The organism is Sporosarcina sp. NPDC096371 (genome assembly GCF_044762865.1).
Lineage (GTDB): Bacteria > Bacillota > Bacilli > Bacillales_A > Planococcaceae > Sporosarcina.
Genome location: NZ_JBIWFE010000003.1, coordinates 469,452 through 490,072, shown reverse-complemented (window position 1 = coordinate 490,072; position 20,621 = coordinate 469,452). Strand labels below are relative to the sequence as shown.

Genomic DNA, 20,621 nt, shown 5'->3' with positions numbered 1-20,621 from the left:
TTGTGTAGCTGATTCATTTACCTTCCTCTGGGTTATCCTGATTGAGCAAATCATCCGTATAGGCAATTAAATCCGTAAATGCCTTGTCAGAAATCAGCTTACTTCCATGTAAAGTAGCGAGTAATTCTTTAAAGCCTTTCAAATGCTTCACAAACTTGTCCATTGCCCCTGTCTGCTCATAACGATTTACGGCAGTCAAGTGGACTTGTAGGGAACGAGCGGTAGTACCATTGGTGAATTCTCCCGCTTTCTCAAACTCTTCAACTAGTTTCAACAAATCCGCAACGGTTACGGTTTGACTGTTACCACCTAATTCTGCAATTTCTTCGTTTGTCAGTAGGCGATTGTATAAATTGAAGTTATCCAAGCTTCCTACTAGATTCTGACCAATCTTTTCTAGAGGCATGTTCATAGATGGAGAATCCACCCACCATGTTCCGTTGAAGCCTTCAGGTTTCTTAGGACCTTGTAAAGTAGATACTAATTTACCATTGACATGGAGAGTATTAGGTTGATTCCATTTAGCAAATTCGCCACCACTTGGCTTAGATTCATCAGAAGAGAATGCAATACGGTAAGGTTGTCCCTTCTTAAATGTAAAGTTGTGTTCGAAATTAAAGTTCTCGCGTGAATAAGTCAGACGATACGTTCCATCCGCCTGTTCCTTCATAATAATAACACGTGTTTCCTGACCTACAGCTTGTTTAGGCATCACTTCTTCGAAAAGAACGATGTCCCCAGTTTGATTTTCGTCAATAGTCAAGTCGAACATAGCTGTGTAAGGCCATTTTAGAGCCTTGTGTTGAGCTTTAATATATCCATTACCATTAAATGTAAGTTGTTTTCCATTGGGACCATCCGTCAACTTTGCACCTTTAACAGTTGCGTTATAACCATTACCAGACTGATCCTTTAGATTTGTACCCTTCAATTCTTCCATGTCGAAGTTGTAAACAACTTCACCATCAGAATCGATGTCCTTGTATAAGTTATCTAATCCTGGTCCAACTTCGATAGTGTCAACTTTTCCTTTGAACTCTTCAAAAGTTTCATCCTCGCGACCATACCAGTAACTCTGAGCTAGGTATGGGTACTGAGAACGTTGTCTTGCAAAGATGTCGTTTACAGTGTAACCTGCAAACATTCCACGGTCATTCCAAAGTAACATAGTACCACCAGCAATATTTGGGTGACCTTCTGGGAAGATAGTTCCGTTTCCATACCATCCAACCATATTTCCAGCACTCAGTTCATTGTAGAGACGTTCTTCTTTCGCATAGTCGTAGAAACCAATCTGCGCACCTGGAACAATGTACCAGCGATGGTCTCCATTAACAACCTTGTATCCCTGATCCATCAGTTTTTTCAAACCACCAGAAACTTCTTCCCATTTCCAGTAGTCTATTACAATATCATCCATTGGATACATTTTCTTTGGATATCTTTCATTTGCTAGAGAAGCGTTAGAGTCCCAAGCAAACGCAGTTTTGTTGTACTTGTTAACTACCTTATCGTACATATTAACAGCATAAGCACGAAGGTCATCCTGATTACCAAAGTATTCATCCATACCGATATTGAATGCATCAGTGGTAATAACAGGGTTATCCCCGCCTAGATACTCTTCCAGAACCTCACCCATCAAATTTAAGACACGCTCACGTGCGCCTCCTTTTTCACTGAGATTGAAGTGAGTGCCATCTAGACCTAAATTCTTGTATTTTTCAGGAGCATCTTCATACTCGCCAAGCTCAATGAAACGGCGAGAATGAGCAGGTCCGTCGATTTCAGTAATTACGCGTATGCCATAGTCGCCCGCATGTTTCTGAAAGTTACGGTACTCTTCTTTAGTGTAATATCCGTCAGTGCTTGTCAAATGAGGAATATTAGATTCCAAACGGAATGCTGAATAGTCGTTGAATGTATCCTCACTGAGGTGGGACTGGAAGTCTGTAAGCTTCAGCCATGATGCGTATTTCACCAAATCTTCTAGGTACCACATCGGGAAGTATTTACGTCCAATATCCAACATGAACTTACGGATAGGATAGTTAGGGTAATCCACAGCAGTACCATAGGCAATAGTCTTGTCGCCTGATGTAAGCATGCCCTGAAGCACACTTCTAGTACCGAAGAATACACCTCTATACTCTGTTCCTCGGATTGTAATATAATCGCCAATCTCCAGTATATATCCCTGTTCTCCTAGCTTCTTATCGCCTTTTTCAAAGGTTAAGACAATATCACCGGCCTTAGGAGTGCCGGAAACAATCTCCACATCTAGTCCAAACAGTTCTTTGATATCGCTCTTAGTGATTTCAGCAGCTCTTTTGAGTGCATCCTTCTCTTTTGCTGCAACTACAATACGGCTATTCTTTTTGAAAGAGAACGCTCCTTCGTTAGCGCCGGACCATTCCTGCATAGTTGGAACAACCTTTGGCATCTTGTTTGTTCCAGTAGTATTTTTACCTTTGACAGTGATCCACTTGTTCTGAACCAAAGAACCTTCGTCATAGGCAACATCTTCTCTATTTTCCTGAACAATGTAGGTTATCTGAACCTCCTTGTCGACTAATGGTTGACGAAGAACATTCCCCTTATCATCAATAATCAGGTCGTTCTCGCTACTAAAGATTTTAGAAATTATCTTACCGTCTTCAGATTCAAAAGTAGGTAACTTTTCCACTTCATTAGGATCAATAACTAAATCTTTCAGGTAGTCTTCAGTCTTCTTAACCATTTCATCAGTAGCAGCTGCAGACTTGTCATGGTTGAGCAGGTATTCAGCCTCAATCTCTTCCTGAGACAGAACAGAACGATACACCTTTACATCATCAATAAGAGAGTCAATGCGGTATCCCCCGTTCCCATCAGCACCAATGTTGAATGGGTTAGAAACAGTTGCATCCTTATCAGCAGTAGATGCAATTGAAGTAGATGCAATCATCTTGCCATCCACAAACAGCCTGCTCTCTTCATCTCTGTCCAGAACAGCTGCAATGTAGTGCCATTTGCCGTCATAAACCTTGCCAGCAGTACCACCAACAATATTTTCCTGCTGTCCTTGGCCGTTTGCAGCGAATGTAGTGTAGAACTGCCCTTGTCCCTGAACAACTGCCATACCAGGATTTGCACCGCTGCTCCAGTTTTTGTCACCAAGAACTGCAGCCCATGAACCTGGGTTAGATGCCTTATACCAGAATCCCACTGAAAAATCTTCAGTGCCCAATTTCAAATCGTCAGTTGCCTTAGCAACAGACACATAACCGTCCTTAGTGGATAGGGCATTGCCCAGATTCTCTAGACCTAGGACAAAGGATACAGTGCCTTTTTTCACACCATTGTTGCCGCGTCCAGTTTTATCCTTCAGTGGTTCATCACCGTCGAAATCCCACCACGCAACTGGTTCACTAGGTTTAGCAGGAATTTTCTGCAAACCAGCAATAGCAGTATTTAGAGCATCAACTGCTTTGTTTACCGCATCCTGCGTATCTCTATTAGAATCCTCTGCTGCTTTCACAGCACCTGCTAGAGTTGCCAGCGTTTCTTCGGTATAACGATCTGTCATCTTCAGAAGATTATTTGCCTTTTTGATCTGTTTGTCCAACAGTTGAGTAGATGTTTGTTCCTCTTTTAATAACTTATAAGTTGCAACGAGAACTTTGTGGTCAGATCCAATCCCATCTGCCTTATACGCCTCTACTTCTTTAATTTCAATATTACGTGTCGTAATAATATTATCAATAGCATTTGTTTTCATAGACGCATCGAATGGAATGTAGGTATCTAACCATTTACCATCCTTACCATTTGCAATGTTGTAATTGCGCAGATAAACATCGAACTCATCATTGCTTTCCTGTGCATTAAAGTCACCAGTCAGCACTTTGTATTCAGTCTTATCTGCTTCCATTACGTCTAACACATCTTTCATCTGCTCAGCACGAATGCTGTGGTCCTCCCAAGTTAGATGAGTATTATATACGGCAACCGTTTTATCTCCAACACTCACTTCAGCACGTTGCCAGCCACGGCCTTCATAGCCACCTGCATCCAGGTCAGCACCATTCTCGTTAGCAAAGTCAGATTTAGCAACCATACCATTGCCGTACTCGCCACCAGAGTAGTCGATGCTCTTACGGAAGTAGTAGTCATAGCCTGCTTCATCCGCGATTTCCTTTAACATATCTTTCTGATTTCTTCCAGTGTTTTTATCCACCTCCTGGAATCCAACTATGTCGATATCCTCAGCTTTGATCAGTTCACCAATTGCTTTTGTGCTGCCTCCCTTAGCTGCAATATTATACGAAGCAATTTTAAACTCCGTATCCTCAATAATTGCCCGGGGAGTCGCTTGTACAGTAAAGCTAGGTGGCAATAATGAAACTAACATCCCCATTGACATCATGATTGCCATTAATGACTTTGACTTTTTCCCCAATAATCTCATGTGAATCCTCCTTTAATATTGGAAAGCGATTATTTTACAACTTTCCTTTTGATTAGCGTAATCAAATGCCCAATAACCCGGATACCAAACAAACTGAAACAACAGCCTTTAACGCTTTACTTTTTGCCAACTTAACCACCTCTCTTGTTATCATTTTGAACAATCAGGGATGAACTTCAGGCTCCAAGGTGCTCCGGCTCTCAGGGTTTTTAGGAGAATGCCAGCAGAGCCGTACCCATAGCCTCGACCCAAAAAAAGCAGGACAACACTTAAGCAACAGGGAGATCCCCATTACCAAGTGCCGCCCTGCCTGATCGAGTCAGTAACATGCGAATTAGATATTCATTCCCGCACTGGTAACAATACCCAATATAACAAGAGGTTCACAGAGTCTAAAAACCTATTTTTGAAAGCCCTTTCAAAATTTATATCATTTTTCATAGTCAGGGCATCCGGAGGGGGGCCGGCTTTATTTGCGATTTCTGGGGCTTTGCGGGGAGGGACTGGAACGGATATACCACTTTTCGACCTATTTCCCCCTTTAAAAGTACGTTCTGGATATACTTCCACAAAATCAATTCCTTGTTCACTTCTCTCCGGATCAAATGAACATTTTGCATTGCTGCCAACGATTTCATATATATCCTGAAGAGGGGTTTTCAAGTGACTCTACTCCCCCAAGGTTCATTCATAAATTCTGCAACAACGTCGTATTCCAAGTATAGGAACAAATGAGACGGATTTAGATACCCGATAATCTTGACGAAAATAAAAAAAACGACTGAACAGAGAATACTCTCTGTTCAGTCGTTTTGTAGTTAAGATACTGGTGTTTCATTTTTACGCTGTTCAATCGCCTTAAGACGCTCGTCATATTCCTCGACGGTCATATTATGTTCTACAAAATAACGATTGCGCGGATGCGTGCGGCATTCATCTGAACAACTACGCATATACAAATGCTCATTTTCTTCAGAAGAAATAATTTTCGCATTACATTCTGGGTTCGCACAGTTCACATAGCGTTCGCATGGCGTCCCATCAAAATGATCACGTCCAACGATGACTTGCTCTACTTGATTGATAGGAACAGCAATACGCTCATCAAAGACGTACATTTGTCCATCCCATAGCTGACCTTTTGCGACAGGATCTTTACCGTATGTGGCAATTCCACCGTGCAATTGAGAAACATCCTCGTATCCTTCACGAACAAGCCATCCAGAGAATTTTTCACAACGAATACCGCCAGTGCAATACGTCAGAATTTTCTTTCCTTCGAATTGCTCTTTATTGTCTCGCATCCACTCCGGTAAATCGCGGAAGTTTTCGATATCAGGACGTACAGCGCCACGGAAGTGGCCTAAATCGAACTCATAGTCATTGCGAGCATCGATGATGATTGTATCTTCTTCTTGCATTTTTTCAAACCACTCTTCAGGGCTTAGTCGTTTACCAGTCAGCTCATTTGGATTGATATCTTCTTCGAGGCTCAAGTTAACGATTTCTTGACGTGCACGCACATGCATTTTCTTGAATGCATGTCCTTCCGCTTCGTCAATTTTAATAACCATATCTGCAAAACGTTCATCCTGTTTCAATAAGTTCATGTAGGCATCCGTCTGTTCAATTGTCCCCGAACATGTACCGTTAATACCCTCATTACCAACTAAAATACGACCTTTTAATCCGATTTCTTTACAAGCATTCAAATGTTCGACAGCAAATGTTTCTGGGTCTTCGACAGGTACGTACTTATAGTATAGAAGGACCCGATAATTACTTTTTTCCAATTTTCCAACCACCTTGTTTTTTTATAATTGCATGTTATAAGTCAACAACCGGATCGGTATTTCGTGTAAACATACAAAAGATGCCCGTATTTGCACAATCCGGGACGATGCTATTGTACCATATGTTTGCAATGGGAAAAAGAGATTTCCTTTGTTGAAAACACGTTGCGTAATGATTGTCAAAACTTCTTCACAAACCCTTTAAAGTTGAACACCATCCACTCCTCCCAAACAAAAAAGTTAATACTTTCCAATACAAGTCTATCATTGGTCTATCGCTACCTTTCATGTATACTAAGAGAATATGTTTCTCGCTACCAATCGACATAATTCCAAAAGATTCTTGAAACTATTTACTAGATTCACCCGTCTAATTTTTAACAACCACTTAAAGGAGCCTTCAACATGAAAAGATCAGATCGCAAGCGCCGTTCCACATGGATTGACATTACGTTTTCATTCGCCATCATCGCACTAACGGTGGCCGCCATTTATTTAATCTCTCTAAATAATAAAAGTGAGATTGCTTCGCCCCCTAAAACGCAAGCTGCCGCCCCAACTCCTGTAGTCGTCGATACGATTGACTCTAGTTATCCAGGCATCAAAATTATTACAGAGACATCGAATGATACATATTCTCCATTCGCCATTCAATATCCACAAAGCTCACACAATACGTTCAACGACGCTATTTCTGCTTATATTTCACAAGCAAAGCAAAGCTACTTAACTGCGCTCGAAAAGAATAGAGAACAGTCTACTAATCATAAAGGAGAATTGAATATTTCTTTCGAAACTCTTTCGCATCATTCTGGAAACTATTCTTTTGTGATCGTAAAGGATAGTTTTATAGGTGGGGAAAACGGCTCAACGGAAATTCGTTCCTTCCATTTGAATCCCGAAACGGGAGAGGTCTTTTCCATTGAAGATGTTTTCGGATCTGATGAAAGTCGTCTTGCGAAAGTTTCAACTTTAGTAAGAAACCATCTCTATACTGATGTCGCTTTGAAAGAGCATCTATTCCCTGAAGAACTTCATCTACATACAGCACCTATTTGGGACAATTATAAAAACTTCGCCCTAACCGAAGATTCTATCATTTTTTATTTCAATGAAGAGGACTTTACAGCAGGAGCGGCTGGACCACCAATTGTGGCGATCGCACTTAGTGATGTCAACGACTTACTTGCAGATGACTTTAAGCTAAAAATAGATACACCTGACCAAGAGCAAGGCGATGATTCAGTTATCGAAAATCCGGACGATGATACAACTTCCGATGGTTCTGAACCTCCAACTGACAAAGAAGAGCAAGAGAACGTTGATACAGATTCCGACGAAACCTCCACACCTGAAAATGGTGTGAAAAAGGTTGCGCTGACATTTGATGACGGACCTGACCCAAAATCAACGATGCAAATTCTTGAAACGTTGGAAAAGTACAACGCCAAAGCTACGTTTTTCATGCTTGGGAGTCGGGTCGAATACTACCCCGAAATTGCTAAACATGTAAAAGATGCAGGTCATGAACTTGGCAACCATACTTGGAACCATCCTGATTTAACAAAGGCAGATGGTGAAAAAATACGTAATGAGATAAATCGCACATCCTCCATGATTGAAGAGGTAACTGGAACGAAAGCAACTGCTTTCAGACCGCCATACGGTGCAGTGAACCAAACTGTCCGCAGCCAAACAGACTTACCTGTCGTCCTATGGGATGTCGATACACTCGATTGGAAACACCGAGATCCAATTAAATTGCTTGAAAATGTTAAAAACGCGACAAAAGACGGCAGTATCATTCTTATGCATGATATCCACCAATCAACAGCTGACGGACTTGACGCCGTTCTTGCTTATTTACAGAGTGAAGGCTATACATTTGTGACCGTTTCAGAGATGCAGCAATAACCAAATCCCTTGAATGAACAGCAAGTGTTCATTCAAGGGATTTTCCTATGTAATCACAATGAAAATCCGTTTTCTATTCTATACAAACTAGAACAACTTTGTTATAATACTATTAGAACAGTTAGGAGGTATCACCATGTTTATTCAAATAGAGCCTTCTTCGGATGTACCGATTTATACGCAATTGACCAATCAGCTGATAGAACTGATTGCCCGCAAAGAACTGGTAGGTGGAGATGCTTTGCCTTCAGTCCGCTCACTTGCGGCAGATCTTGGTATGAATATGCATACAGTTAACAAGGCGTATCATGCACTAGAAAAGAAAGGGATCATCCAAATTGTACCGAAATCGGGGGCGATTATTAACCCGCCTGTAGTAGACGGAATTCGTGAAGATCATTATGAACGCATCTCGGAGGAATTAAAACCGATACTTGCCGAGGCGATTGTATTGGGGATGAAAAAAGAAGATTTATTAACACTTGCCTCATCAATCATTTTGGACATTAAGGGGGAATAGAAAATGACGCTCATCATTTTTCTAATCATTATCGCTTTCATTGTCGTTATACAGTCTGCGACGCCATTTTTACTAAGAAAAAACATTGCATTCGGTGTCACCATTCCGGAAGGCCATACAGATAATCCCATGGTCGCATCTTATAAAAAAATGTATTCATCAATCATCCTAATTATCGGCATTCTGTCGCTTATCGGCTATGCCATTTGGGCGAACGGTAGCACTTTATCCGAAGAAAAGATCGTCTTAATGGGATTAGCCATTCAATTTGGTATCCTTTTTCTAAACATGGCCCTTTACTTATATTTTCATGCCAAAACGACACACCTGAAACGCATCAATGACTGGGGCGCAGATTTGAAACAAGTACGGATTGCAGACTTAGCCGTACGAACAAAAGATGAAATGCTTCCTAGCTATCTTTATGCCTTACCAATGCTGATCACAATCGGACTGATTGTCTATACCGCCACACAATATGGCATTATGCCCGATATGATTCCGACACACTGGGGACCAAATGGGCAACCCGATGCTTTCAGTCCTAAAACTCCCTTTTCCGTCATCGCCTTACCTCTCATTCTGCTCGTTATTCAAGGAATGATGCTTGGGACGAACGTATTCACAAAACGGTCTGGCATTCGTTTGAATCCTGCAAAAGGGAAAACATCGCAAGTTCAGCAGTTATCATTCAGGAAATATACAAGTTGGTTTTTATTCATGACGAGCATACTTATCACGATTCTTATGGGATTCCTACACTTGACGACCATTCACGAAGGTCTTGGCAACGCGGCCATTCTGTTCGCTTTGCCCCTTGGTTTTCTCTTAATCATCCTTCTTGCCACTGCGGTCTATGCGTTTAAAATCGGCCAAAGTGGTTCACGGATCGATGTGTCATTTGAAGACGACACTGTACCTGGAATCACAGCAGTCGATGACGATCAATACTGGAAAATGGGTGTTTTTTACGTCAACAAAAACGACCCATCCATTTTCGTCGAAAAAAGATTTGGTGTCGGTTGGACCGTTAACTTCGGGCAACCCCTTGGCTATCTCATCTTAATCGGTCCATTAGTGTTAATCTTGGTCATTACTTTCCTATTGTAAAAGAAAAAAGCCGCATCTTTGAACTGCCCCGTAAATGTTAGACACCAACTAACATTTACGGGGTGTTTTTATGTCTAAATATACAGTAGAAGTTAAATTACAAGCGGTGGAACGCTATTTAACTGGAAAAGAAAGCTATAAAACCATTGCAAAAAGTATTGGCGCAGCTAGATCTCTGGTCATTACGTGGGTAAAATTATTTGAAGCACAAGGAGAAAAAGGTTTTAAGAAAGGCTATACAAGCTACTCATCTGAGTTTAAACTAGACGTACTCAATTTTATGAACGAAACAGGTGCGTCTCTTCGAGAAACAGCAAGCACGTTTAATATTTCTTCCCCTAGTATCGTCTATCAGTGGAAGCAACTGCTTAAGACAGGAGGATCGGACGCACTAGAACCAAAGAAAAAGGGACGTCCATCCATGAAAAAAGAAGTGAAGAAAGTGGAAGTAGAAAAATCAATCCCAGCTGAAGGCTCGGTAGAAGCCTTACAAGCGAAAATCGAACATCTGGAAATGGAAAATGCTTATTTAAAAAAGTTGAACGCTTTAGTTCAGTTACAAGAAAAATTACAAACAAAATCAAAGCGCAAGTAATTTTTGAACTAAAGGAACAATACGAGATCGTGGATTTAGTTAAAGTCGCGGGCATTCCACGCAGCACATATTACTACTGGGAAAACCGATTGGATCCAATCGATAAATATGAATCGGTTAAAGAAGCGATCAAGCATATTTTTAACGAACATAAGGGTAGATATGGTTATCGTCGTATCACAAAAGAACTAAAGAAATGCGGCTTTACGCATGATCCAAAGACCATTAATCGCTTGATGAATGAAATCGGCTTAAAATGTATGGTCCGTATGAAGAAGTATCGTTCTTATAAAGGAAACATCGGAAATATCGCTCCCAATGTATTACAACGTGATTTTAAGGCAGATAAAATGAATCAAAAATGGGTAACAGACGTAACTGAATTCCATCTCTTTGGAGAAAAACGTTATTTGTCACCTGTTCTTGATTTGTGCAATAGTGAAATCCTCGCATATAAAGTCATGAATCGACCGGCCTATCAACTTGTAGGTGATATGTTAGAAGAAGCTGTTCAGCGCCTTCAACCAGGAGATGAAGTCATTCTTCATTCTGATCAAGGCTGGCATTATCAGATGAGAAAATATCAAAAAACATTACAATAGCACCAGATAACGCAAAGTATGTCCCGTAAGGGCAACTGCTTGGATAATGCAGTCATCGAAAATTTCTTTGGCTTATTAAAGTCAGAACTGCTTTATTTACAGGAGTTTGAGAGCATGGCGCACTTCGAAGAGGAATTAGAAGAATATATTGAGTACTACAATCACAAGCGCATGAAGGCGAAACTAAAAGACCTGAGCCCGGTAGAATACCGAACTCAGATCTTAGAGGCTGCTTAAAATATTTGTCTAACTTTATTGGGTCAGTTCATCTTCGCGGCTTTTTTTCTTTTCTAGCTATTTAGTTAAAGACGCTCGTACTATGAAGAGGTTGCACTCTTGCTTTTGGATCGATATGCGATTTCGCATGGTTTACTGCAATCGGCGCCTCTCCTAGTCCAACTGCTATCAATTTCACTTTGCCATCATAGTTCGTAATATCGCCCGCCGCGTAAATACCTTCGATATTCGTCTCCATACGTGTGTTCACCAAAATCGAGTTGCGGTCCATTTCCAGACCCCACTCTTTTAACGGTCCAAGCGACGAAATATTACCGTAGTTAACGATGACATGGTCGGCATTCAATCGTTCTTCTGCGCCTTCTTTATCGGCCAAAAGAACACCACTAATTGCTCCATTTTCCCCTTCAATCGCTTTCACAGCACGTGACGTTTTAACAGTCACTTTTGATTCCATCAGTTGATTGACGCTTGTTTCATGCGCCGTGAAACGTTCACGACGGTGAACCAGGGTAACGCTTGCAGCGATATCTTCGAGCATAAGCGACCAGTCTACTGCCGAATCTCCTCCACCACAAACGACTACGTTTTGATCTTTAAAAATCGTTAAATCCTTAATGCCGTAATGTAGTGTCGTTCCTTCGAAGTCCACTTCTTCTTTCAAACCAATTTTTCGGGGTTGGAATGCTCCAATACCAGCTGTTAATAAAATGGTACGTGTCAAATGCACGCCTTTATCCGTTTGTAGGATGAAGTGATCACCATCGCGTGTTACCGATAGTGCTGTCTCGCCTAAAATAATCTCCGGCTTTGCATAATGTGCTTGTGTCACTAGATTCGCAACGAAATCCTTCGCAAGAACTTTCGGGAATCCACCTACATCATATATGTACTTATCGGGATATAGTTCAATGAGCTGACCGCCAAGCTGTGGCAAGCTGTCAATGATCTTAACTGACATTTCCCGCATTCCCGCGTAGAATGATGAGAAAAGGCCAGTGGGTCCTCCCCCGATGATTGTGATATCGACGATTTCATTATTCATATGCAAACACTCCTGTTATAGTTTTCAATTTTGTCTGGATGAAAAAGCTGTTCATCCACTTCACTCATTATCTACTAATTCACCACAAAAAACACATAATATGTTTTTGGTTTGTAAAATAAACCCGCGAATACCACGTATAGAAAAACCTGTACAATTTGATGTACAGGTTTTTTCTACTTTTATTTTCCTACATTCTCTTTACAAAATGCAAGCACGATTTCTTTTTCGTCGTCCTCTAATTCAAAATCAAGAACTTTTTCAGATGCACGTTCAAAAAAATGATACGATGCAATTCTCTCTTCATCTCCATCGACTGCAAAAATGACGCGAAGTCCAGTTCCACCTTCAGCATACAACTCATCTTCTTCATCTAAAGTAAGGTATAGTCTAAATTGATAACGCTCCCCCGTAATAATTCCAGTCGGATCAAGCATTTCATCGACAATATGTTCATTAATTACCATAGTACCAACAACCTCTCGCTTACTATTTTTCACTTAAACATGCACACTTCGTACACTACTCCCCATCATACCCCATTCACAGAGAAAATGATGCAATGGGCTCTTTTTCGATAGAAAGTTTTCCAATCTCAACAGATTTCTTTTGCAATATTTCCGAACTTCGTGAACAATAGAAACAGTGAAGTATTTCACTAGTAAAGATTCAGGGGGAATCTGGATGTTAAAATTTGAAGACTATCAATACACAAAACCCGATATGGGTACGTTGAAAAAGGAATTTGAAGTCTTACTTCAAGAATTCCGGTCTGCAAGCTCTTACGAACTGCAAAACGATGTAATGGAAAAAATTAATGCAATCGGTAACAATTACTCAACGCAAGCCAATTTAGTCTATATCCGTGCTTCCATTGATACCAATGATGAGTTCTATCAAAAAGAGCGCGATTATTTCGATGAGATTGGACCCGAGTATCAAGAACTTGAAACCGCTTATTATAAGGAACTCGTTTCGACTCCCTTTAGGGCTGAACTCGAAGAAAAATGGGGTAGCCAATTATTTGCGCTAGCCGATAATTCCATCAAATCCTTTGCACCGGAAATTGTTGAACTACTACAAAAAGAAAACAAATTATCTTCCGACTACTCTAAACTCGTTGCATCCGCACAAATTGAATTTAACGGTGAAACGTTAACACTTGCCCAAATGGGACCTTATGCGGAATCGACAGATCGTTCCATTCGTAAGTCAGCTATGGAAGCGTCTTATAAGTTCTATGCTGATAATGGTGATAAATTCGATGCCATCTACGATGACCTCGTTAAACTACGCCATGAAATTGCAACAACGCTTGGTTATAAAAACTATGTTGAACTCGGCTATGTACGCATGAACCGAATTGACTATGATGCGGACATGGTTAAGAAATTCCGAGATCAAGTACGAGATAATATCGTTCCACTTGCCAGTCGTCTTTATACACGTCAGGCGGAACGAATTGGCGTCTCGCAACTAAAGTTTTATGATCAGTCTCTTAATTTCCTAACGGGCAATGCGACACCACAAGGCCCTCCTGAATGGATCATTGAAAACGGCAAAAAGATGTATGCCGAACTGTCACCTGAAACAGATACGTTCTTCCAGTTTATGACGGACAAAAATTTACTGGACGTTGAAGCGAAGAAAGGGAAAGAAGCGGGCGGCTATTGTACATTCATCGATGACTACGATTCACCGTTCATTTTCTCCAATTTCAATGGTACATCCGGGGATATTGATGTATTGACACACGAAGCAGGACATGCATTCCAAGTGTATTCTAGTCGTAACATCGGCATTCCAGAATATATGTGGCCAACATACGAAGGTGCGGAAATCCATTCCATGAGTATGGAGTTTTTCACATGGCCTTGGATGGAACTTTTCTTCAAAGAACAGACGGATAAGTACAAGTTTGCACACCTAAGTGATGCACTACTCTTTTTACCATATGGCGTCGCAGTTGATGAATTCCAGCATGTGGTCTATGAAAATCCACATATGACACCAGCTGAACGCAAAGCAGCTTGGAAACAGATTGAACAAACGTATTTACCAATGCGTGATTACGATGGCATCGAATACTTGGAATCAGGTGCTGTTTGGCAACGCCAAGCGCATATTTACGCAAGCCCATTCTATTACATCGACTATACGTTGGCGCAAATTTGTGCGTTCCAATTTTGGAAACGTTCACGTGAAGACCACGAAGCCGCTTGGAAGGATTATTTACACCTTTGCACGCTCGGCGGATCGAAATCATTTACAAAACTTGTTGCTGAAGCGAACTTGATCTCACCATTCGAAGAAGGTTGTGTAGAGTCCGTTATTGGCTCCATTGAGTCATGGCTCGATTCTATCGATGATAAAGCACTGTAAACGTAAAACAGACCGCCAAATGGCGGTCTGTTTTACATTTACATCAAGCCAACAGCGTTGCCATCAGCATCGACGTCCATCCCAAGGGCAGCCGGTGTTTTCGGCAAACCTGGCATGGTCATAATATCACCTGTTAAACAAACAAGGAATCCAGCACCTAGTTTCGGTATAATTTCTCGGATTGTAATTGTAAAGTCTTCTGGTCGACCCAATTTCTGTGGATCATCAGAAAACGAATATTGTGTTTTCGCCATACAAATTGGTAGGACATCCCAGCCATTGCTTTCAATATCCTTCAAATTTTTAAGTGCATGATCAGTTAAATGAATACCTTTCCCACCGTATACTTTTTGAACAATCGTCGTAATTTTCTCGCGTACAGATTGTTCCACATGATAAAGCGGCGCAAAATTGTTGGGTTCATTCAACAACCTAATCACTTCCTTGGCTAATGCCAGACCACCTTCACCGCCCTGCTCCCATACATCTGTCAATGCCACGCGAATTGAATTTGCTTCGCACCATTCACGAATCACGTTAAGTTCACCCGGCGAGTCCGAAATAAAGCGATTGAGCGCAACCACAGGCTGTACGCCAAATGCGAGCACGGTATCGATATGTTTCGCCAAGTTCTTCATACCCTCTTTTACTGCCTGGATATTCTCTTTTTTCAGCTGATTTTTCGGCACACCGCCATGCATTTTTAGTGCACGTACCGTCGCGACAATGACAATTGCATCTGGTGCAAAATTTCCTTGACGCGCTTTAATATTCATAAATTTCTCGGCGCCTAGATCAGCTCCAAAGCCCGCTTCTGTGACTACAATATCGGCTAGTTTACGTGCCGTATTTGTCGCCATCAGCGAATTGCAGCCATGCGCAATATTGGCAAATGGTCCACCATGAATCATAGCTGGAGTTCCTTCAATCGTCTGAACCAAATTAGGTTTAAACGCCTCTTTTAGTAACAGTGTTAATGCCCCTTGCACGCCAAGATCACGGACGGTCACAGCTTCCTTGTCATATGTATAACCGATGACAATACGTGCTATCCGCTCTTTTAAATCAGTTAAACTTGTCGCTAAACAAAATACAGCCATAATCTCGGAGGCAACAGTAATGTCAAAGCCGTCTTCTCTCGGAACCCCTTGCGTTGGTCCCCCAAGTCCGACAGTCACATGACGCAATGCCCGGTCATTCATATCTAGCACACGTTTCCAAGTAATTCTCCGTGGGTCAATTTTAAGGTCATTGCCACGATGAAGATGGTTATCAATCATCGCACTCAGCGCATTATTTGCCGTTGTAATGGCATGTATATCACCGTTGAAATGCAAATTGATCTCTTCCATTGGTAACACTTGTGCATAACCACCACCTGTCGCTCCACCTTTCATCCCCATGACCGGACCAAGTGAAGGCTCTCGTAATGCAATCATCGCCTTTTCACCTAGTCTTGAAAGTGCATCAGCCAGTCCAACTGTAACAGTTGACTTACCTTCCCCTGCCGGCGTTGGGCTAATCGCGGTAACAAGAACCACTTTTCCATTCTTGTTCTCTGCAGATAATTTCGCTACATCGATTTTTGCTTTAAACCTACCATATGGCTCAACCGCTTCTTCTGGAATGCCCGCTTTTTCCGCAATTGTCCAAATCGATTTCATCACCGCTTTTGATGCGATTTCTAGATCCGTCAACGGAATCACTTCTTCTGTCACAACTACCCCCACCTTTCTGTGTATATAGTATAACGTATTTGCATGTTAGTATAGGTCGCTTTTTCTGACATTCACATGACGGTTTTATACTGCATTTCTCACAATACCGAATTCCTTCAAATCCATTTATCCAACCTCTATCAGCAAACCCTTTTGTTACTCACTAATTCGTAACGCCACTTTTCCGAACTGCTTACTATCTTCAACATAGTCAAATGCCGACAATGCATCATCTAAATTGAATACTGTGTCGACAACTGGGTGCGTTTTGTATCGTTCAACATGCGCCACCATATCACGTAACTCTTCCCTGCTCCCCATCGTCGAACCTAATAATTGGTATTGTCCATAGAAAAATGCCCGTAAATCCAAATCGATTGTATCATCCGTTGTCGCCCCAAAGACAACTATACGTCCACCTTTTTTCAACACACTTAGTGAACGATTGAATGTTGCCCGTCCGACACTTTCAATCACTAAGTCAACCGTTTCATCTGCTAATTCTTGTTGCCAATCACTTGCTGTATCTAGTGCAATATCTGCTCCAAGTTCAAGAGCCTGTTTCCGTTTTTCTTCACTACGTGACGTGACAATCACGCGCGCCCCACTGTTTTTAGCAAATGCAATTAGATAAGTTGCCACACCACTGCCCGCGCCTGGGATGAAAACCGTATCCCCTGCCCGTAATCCCCCTTTGGTAAATAAAGCACGGTAGCCTGTCAAACCGGCGAGCGGCAACACAGCCGCCTCGTCCCACGTTAAATGGGCAGGTTTCTTTTCGATCTGCTCCGCTGAAATAGCTATTTTCTCTGCGAACGTCCCATGATCAGGCATACCTAATATATCAAACCCCTCTGGCGGCGCATCACTATTATCATACCAACGAAGCGCGGGATTAATAATGACTTCATCCCCAACGCTAAAAGCGGTTACCCCTTCACCTATTGCCTCGATCACACCCGCCCCATCCGAACCTAGCACCAAGGCTTCAGCCGCCTCTCCTCTGCGAGCAGGTATATACAGATCGCGACGGTTCAAACCAGCCGAACGAATGGTAATAACGACTTCTCCAGTTTCCGCAATCGGCTCTTGCATTTCACTAATTTTCAACTTCCCAGCTTCATGGACAAATGCTTTCACGTTCATCATCCCTTCTTACAATCAAAGGTTCTTCATTTTCACATAATTCTATCATAACATGAACGCATTGATAGTTTCACGCTTTCTGCAAACGACTAGTTGACGAAAAAAACGCAAAAAGCACAATGCTCTTTGCGTTTTTTCACTATCAATCTGCCTTTTTTAATGTGACGACCACAATCTCTGGTTGGTTAAAAAGCCTGACAGGGATGATACTATTGCCAAGTCCACGACTGACGACCATGTGACTACCTTCTCCACTGTGGACCCCCGATGTATATTTCGGAAACCATCCTTGTCCCGGCGATACAAGTCCTCCGAGTCCTGGAATCCGAAACTGGCCTCCATGCGCATGACCACTGAATGTCACATCAATTCCCTGTTTGACATATTCCTCAAATTGTTCCGGTCTATGCGACAATAGTATTTTAAACTGTTCATCTGGCACATTTTCAAATGCCTGATTTATCGAAGCCTTTATCGCTTCATCATCGTCCAGATAACTAGACAATGGATCCTCAATCCCACCAATCGCAATTGCACTGTCTGAGATTGACGGGATTATTTCGGCTTCATCTGATAAGACCTTAACCCCTAAATCCGTTAGTGCGGCCTTGATACGCTCCGTGTCATTTGTCGCGATTTCATGATTCCCCGTGACATAATAGATTGGTACACCCCATTGAAGCCCTTCAATAAGAAGTAGACTTTGCTCAAGATTGTAACGGTTGCTGTCGATGAAATCGCCAGTGATGAAAATCGAATCCGGTGCAATCATTTTCACTTTATTGACAAGTTCTACATAATTTTCTCCGAATTTCGCATCATGCAAGTCCGATAACTGAACAATTTTGTAGAGATTGAAATCAGCAGGAACTTTATCGGAAACAATTTCGTATTCCGTCACGCCAACTGTTGTATTCCCCCGATACGTGAACAAGCACAGAAGACCCGCGATTACAACGATAAGCAACCACTTACGCCGCTTGTTCTTTTTCGGGGTAGAAGAAATCGATTTCATTACAACCAGCGTTTTTTCAACTTGGCAAGTTCCAATAATTCTAACACTTCTTTTTTAGGTAATTCTGTTAGGATTGACAGTAATTCTCGCTCCGCACGTCTTCTTCCCTTACCACTTCTATATTGGTCCTTATTAATAGCATCCAATTCAGCGTATAGCTCCGTTAAGCGATCCGACTGCCCCTCTGCGCCTGTCCCATCCGTAATCGTTTCTCGCAGCTTATCATAAAGCAAATCAACATTCGGAGAACCCGAACTTTTAAACGCCTTTGATATTTTCGCATTACCAAGAATTAGCTCATCAGTCGAAACGTTAAAGCGTTCCGAAATTTTAGCAATCCAAGCTGCAGATGGGGCATTCTTTCCTTTTTCCCAATCTTTGATGCGGCTTGCTGACGTCCCAATTGCCGTACCAAACGCCATCATCGATAATCCACGTTGCTCCCGCAATGTTTTTAATCGTTCACCAAAGTCCTCTTTATTCCATTCATTCATATTTACGCCTCCTCAAATAATCCACATTCTATCTCTATTATTTTTTAATAAAAGGATTCTGTCAATCAATTTTTTGATTTTTCTATAAAACTTTTTAATAGCCCGTTTTTTGTCGAATGTAATTTTCCTCATTTTTCGCAATATACGCCTGGATGATGTCCTCATTTGTAAACCCTAAGCTGTTCGCAATTGCACCATAGTGAATCCATACTTGCTTATAAGACTCCATTGTCAACTCATCGAGAAAGCGATGAATCGCAGCCGTTGTTTTCAAGAATAATTGTGTAAGATTTCCTTCAATTTCACCAACCGGCCAATTCGTCAGTGTATGTAAGTCTTTTTCAATACCAAGCGACAATAGGAAGTGAATGGAGTCTACATATTCTTCCAAAATAATGGCGTCATCAGACGGACCTTTCGTGCTCCAAAATTTGAAACAACGCGTTTCGTTTGCCAATTCTGCGAGCTCGATAAGGAGCGCTAACCCTTTTTCTTGGAATACTTCTGTCTGTTGTTCACGATTATTTTGAATGAATGAATCCAACTCACGCTGCATTGAAAATAATTTTACCAGTTCCATAAAAAAACCTCCGATAAATTTTAAAATAGTGAAACCTTTTTCCATCCCTATCCGTATAAGAGAGTAAAACGTCGCTAGGTAGGGGGAATTTATTATGCCATTGCTGATTCGTTTTGTCATCATTGCTTTCATCATCTACTTATTTTACCGTGGGATTCGTTATTTGACAGATCCGAAGCGAAAACTTGATGAAGCTTATGAACAACAGCAATTTTATTTGTATGATGATGTAAAAAATGTACGAAAAAACTTTTTCATTACCTATAAAGGTGCAATGTTTGAAGGCGAGAAATACTTGGGCTCGACTGAGAACGCGTTTGAAATTGTATCCATCTTTGTCTGGGTAAAAGACGAAGCAAAACTTCAAGGATTCACAAAAGACGATTTCCATTTCCTTACGTCAGAAATTCTATCTAACTATCCAAACGCCGATATCAGTTGGAAAAATCCGATTGAGCAATTGATGAAATCTTAGCGAATGCCCGTTTAACTTGAATCCGCAAAAGTATTCTGCTGATTCAAGTTAGCCTTCGGCGGATGTCACAAACTTCGAATTACACAGAGGTGTAATTCAATAAACAGGCTTTTTCTTACGCTTCTGAAATTACCGGTATATGTAATCCAAGCAAATAAAGAATAGCGATGCCATAGGCGATTGCTAGCATAAGAAAGCCCACGCGGAATGATGTATGTCGCGTTTTATGACGAAACAGTTGCATACCCAAATAGGCTCCGATGCCTCCACCAAGAATGGCCAATAGCCATAAATTCTTTTCAGGTATCCTTTGTCCTTTTCTTTTTGCCTGGCGTTTGTCATAACCCATTGCTGCAAATGCCCAGATAGATATAAATAATAGCCAACTTATCAGAACTGATTGCACCTGCGTCCCCTCCTTATCTCTATCCCCATTTTACATGATTCGTGCAGCGTAGTGCTATGATTCTTAAAAATGGACAAACTATTCTTGGAACTCTAAGATATCAACATAACACTCTTTCTCCGAAAATCAAAAGCCGCCA

Annotated in this window: 16 protein-coding genes and 1 pseudogene; 6 read left to right on the top strand and 11 right to left on the bottom strand. The window is 41.4% G+C overall.

Annotated elements, in window-relative coordinates:
* Positions 1-13 precede the first annotated feature (13 nt).
* The 3 genes from ACIQ0H_RS11025 to trhO all read right to left on the bottom strand — a co-directional run bounded on the left by ACIQ0H_RS11025 (position 14) and on the right by trhO (position 6,243).
* On the bottom strand, positions 14-4,450 hold the full coding sequence (locus ACIQ0H_RS11025; protein ID WP_403414273.1) for a LamG-like jellyroll fold domain-containing protein: 4,437 nt from the start codon (positions 4,448-4,450) through the stop codon (positions 14-16).
* 342 nt (positions 4,451-4,792) lie between these two features.
* The gene (locus tag ACIQ0H_RS11020; protein WP_403414271.1) at positions 4,793-5,113 is read right to left on the bottom strand and encodes a hypothetical protein; all 321 of its coding nucleotides are present in this window, start codon (positions 5,111-5,113) and stop codon (positions 4,793-4,795) included.
* Positions 5,114-5,268: 155 nt separating this feature from the next.
* Positions 5,269-6,243 carry an oxygen-dependent tRNA uridine(34) hydroxylase TrhO gene (trhO, locus tag ACIQ0H_RS11015; RefSeq protein WP_403414269.1) on the bottom strand — a complete coding sequence of 325 codons (975 nt, stop codon included), beginning with the start codon at positions 6,241-6,243 and terminating at the stop codon, positions 5,269-5,271.
* Positions 6,244-6,648: 405 nt separating this feature from the next.
* Here trhO and ACIQ0H_RS11010 point away from each other — a divergent pair, with 405 nt between their 5' ends.
* From ACIQ0H_RS11010 to ACIQ0H_RS10995, 4 genes and pseudogenes are all read left to right on the top strand, one after another.
* The gene (locus ACIQ0H_RS11010) at positions 6,649-8,157 is read left to right on the top strand and encodes a polysaccharide deacetylase family protein (RefSeq protein WP_403414267.1); all 1,509 of its coding nucleotides are present in this window, start codon (positions 6,649-6,651) and stop codon (positions 8,155-8,157) included.
* Between the two features lie 136 nt (positions 8,158-8,293).
* Positions 8,294-8,677, top strand: coding sequence for a GntR family transcriptional regulator (locus ACIQ0H_RS11005; RefSeq protein ID WP_403414264.1), 384 nt, complete (start codon positions 8,294-8,296; stop codon positions 8,675-8,677).
* A 3-nt stretch (positions 8,678-8,680) separates the two neighbouring features.
* Positions 8,681-9,787: a DUF1648 domain-containing protein gene (locus ACIQ0H_RS11000; RefSeq protein WP_403414262.1), complete on the top strand. Its 1,107-nt coding sequence runs from the start codon at positions 8,681-8,683 to the stop codon at positions 9,785-9,787.
* A 70-nt stretch (positions 9,788-9,857) separates the two neighbouring features.
* Positions 9,858-11,221 (top strand): annotated as a pseudogene (locus tag ACIQ0H_RS10995) (IS3 family transposase).
* A gap of 61 nt (positions 11,222-11,282) precedes the next feature.
* On the opposite strand, the gene ACIQ0H_RS10990 reads toward ACIQ0H_RS10995, so the two are convergent.
* Positions 11,283-12,266 (bottom strand): NAD(P)/FAD-dependent oxidoreductase, encoded by a 984-nt coding sequence (locus ACIQ0H_RS10990; RefSeq protein ID WP_403414260.1) that lies wholly within the window; start codon positions 12,264-12,266, stop codon positions 11,283-11,285.
* 182 nt (positions 12,267-12,448) lie between these two features.
* Entirely contained in the window at positions 12,449-12,733 is a 285-nt protein-coding gene (locus tag ACIQ0H_RS10985; protein WP_403414257.1) for a DUF6509 family protein, read from the bottom strand.
* A 217-nt stretch (positions 12,734-12,950) separates the two neighbouring features.
* Here ACIQ0H_RS10985 and ACIQ0H_RS10980 point away from each other — a divergent pair, with 217 nt between their 5' ends.
* A complete protein-coding gene (locus ACIQ0H_RS10980; protein ID WP_403414254.1) occupies positions 12,951-14,648 on the top strand; it encodes a M3 family oligoendopeptidase in 1,698 nt (565 codons plus the stop codon).
* Between the two features lie 38 nt (positions 14,649-14,686).
* Here ACIQ0H_RS10980 and ACIQ0H_RS10975 read toward each other — a convergent pair whose 3' ends face one another.
* The 5 genes from ACIQ0H_RS10975 to ACIQ0H_RS10955 all read right to left on the bottom strand — a co-directional run bounded on the left by ACIQ0H_RS10975 (position 14,687) and on the right by ACIQ0H_RS10955 (position 19,601).
* The gene (locus tag ACIQ0H_RS10975) at positions 14,687-16,366 is read right to left on the bottom strand and encodes a formate--tetrahydrofolate ligase (protein ID WP_403414251.1); all 1,680 of its coding nucleotides are present in this window, start codon (positions 16,364-16,366) and stop codon (positions 14,687-14,689) included.
* A gap of 156 nt (positions 16,367-16,522) precedes the next feature.
* Positions 16,523-17,506: a zinc-binding dehydrogenase gene (locus tag ACIQ0H_RS10970; protein ID WP_403414536.1), complete on the bottom strand. Its 984-nt coding sequence runs from the start codon at positions 17,504-17,506 to the stop codon at positions 16,523-16,525.
* A 148-nt stretch (positions 17,507-17,654) separates the two neighbouring features.
* Positions 17,655-18,527 carry a metallophosphoesterase gene (locus tag ACIQ0H_RS10965; protein WP_403414249.1) on the bottom strand — a complete coding sequence of 291 codons (873 nt, stop codon included), beginning with the start codon at positions 18,525-18,527 and terminating at the stop codon, positions 17,655-17,657.
* On the bottom strand, positions 18,527-19,021 hold the full coding sequence (locus tag ACIQ0H_RS10960) for a helix-turn-helix domain-containing protein (protein WP_403414246.1): 495 nt from the start codon (positions 19,019-19,021) through the stop codon (positions 18,527-18,529). Before ACIQ0H_RS10960 ends, ACIQ0H_RS10965 begins: the two co-directional genes overlap by 1 nt.
* A 94-nt stretch (positions 19,022-19,115) precedes the next feature.
* Positions 19,116-19,601 carry a dUTP diphosphatase gene (locus tag ACIQ0H_RS10955; protein ID WP_403414243.1) on the bottom strand — a complete coding sequence of 162 codons (486 nt, stop codon included), beginning with the start codon at positions 19,599-19,601 and terminating at the stop codon, positions 19,116-19,118.
* Positions 19,602-19,695: 94 nt separating this feature from the next.
* On the opposite strand from ACIQ0H_RS10955, the gene ACIQ0H_RS10950 reads away from it, so the two are divergent.
* Entirely contained in the window at positions 19,696-20,076 is a 381-nt protein-coding gene (locus tag ACIQ0H_RS10950) for a sigma-w pathway protein ysdB (RefSeq protein ID WP_403414241.1), read from the top strand.
* A 115-nt stretch (positions 20,077-20,191) separates the two neighbouring features.
* On the opposite strand, the gene ACIQ0H_RS10945 is transcribed toward ACIQ0H_RS10950, so the two are convergent.
* Positions 20,192-20,482 carry a DUF1294 domain-containing protein gene (locus ACIQ0H_RS10945; protein WP_403414238.1) on the bottom strand — a complete coding sequence of 97 codons (291 nt, stop codon included), beginning with the start codon at positions 20,480-20,482 and terminating at the stop codon, positions 20,192-20,194.
* Positions 20,483-20,621 lie beyond the last annotated feature (139 nt).

Excerpts from the sequence above, each read along its gene's own strand:
- ACIQ0H_RS11025 (WP_403414273.1), bottom strand. The coding sequence starts at position 4,450 with ATGAGATTATTGGGGAAAAAGTCAAAGTCATTAATGGCAATCATGATG.
- ACIQ0H_RS11010 (WP_403414267.1), top strand. The coding sequence starts at position 6,649 with ATGAAAAGATCAGATCGCAAGCGCCGTTCCACATGGATTGACATTACG.
- ACIQ0H_RS11005 (WP_403414264.1), top strand. The coding sequence starts at position 8,294 with ATGTTTATTCAAATAGAGCCTTCTTCGGATGTACCGATTTATACGCAA.
- ACIQ0H_RS11000 (WP_403414262.1), top strand. The coding sequence starts at position 8,681 with ATGACGCTCATCATTTTTCTAATCATTATCGCTTTCATTGTCGTTATA.
- ACIQ0H_RS10990 (WP_403414260.1), bottom strand. The coding sequence starts at position 12,266 with ATGAATAATGAAATCGTCGATATCACAATCATCGGGGGAGGACCCACT.
- ACIQ0H_RS10985 (WP_403414257.1), bottom strand. The coding sequence starts at position 12,733 with ATGGTAATTAATGAACATATTGTCGATGAAATGCTTGATCCGACTGGA.
- ACIQ0H_RS10980 (WP_403414254.1), top strand. The coding sequence starts at position 12,951 with ATGTTAAAATTTGAAGACTATCAATACACAAAACCCGATATGGGTACG.
- ACIQ0H_RS10965 (WP_403414249.1), bottom strand. The coding sequence starts at position 18,527 with ATGAAATCGATTTCTTCTACCCCGAAAAAGAACAAGCGGCGTAAGTGG.
- ACIQ0H_RS10960 (WP_403414246.1), bottom strand. The coding sequence starts at position 19,021 with ATGAATGAATGGAATAAAGAGGACTTTGGTGAACGATTAAAAACATTG.
- ACIQ0H_RS10955 (WP_403414243.1), bottom strand. The coding sequence starts at position 19,601 with ATGGAACTGGTAAAATTATTTTCAATGCAGCGTGAGTTGGATTCATTC.
- ACIQ0H_RS10950 (WP_403414241.1), top strand. The coding sequence starts at position 19,696 with ATGCCATTGCTGATTCGTTTTGTCATCATTGCTTTCATCATCTACTTA.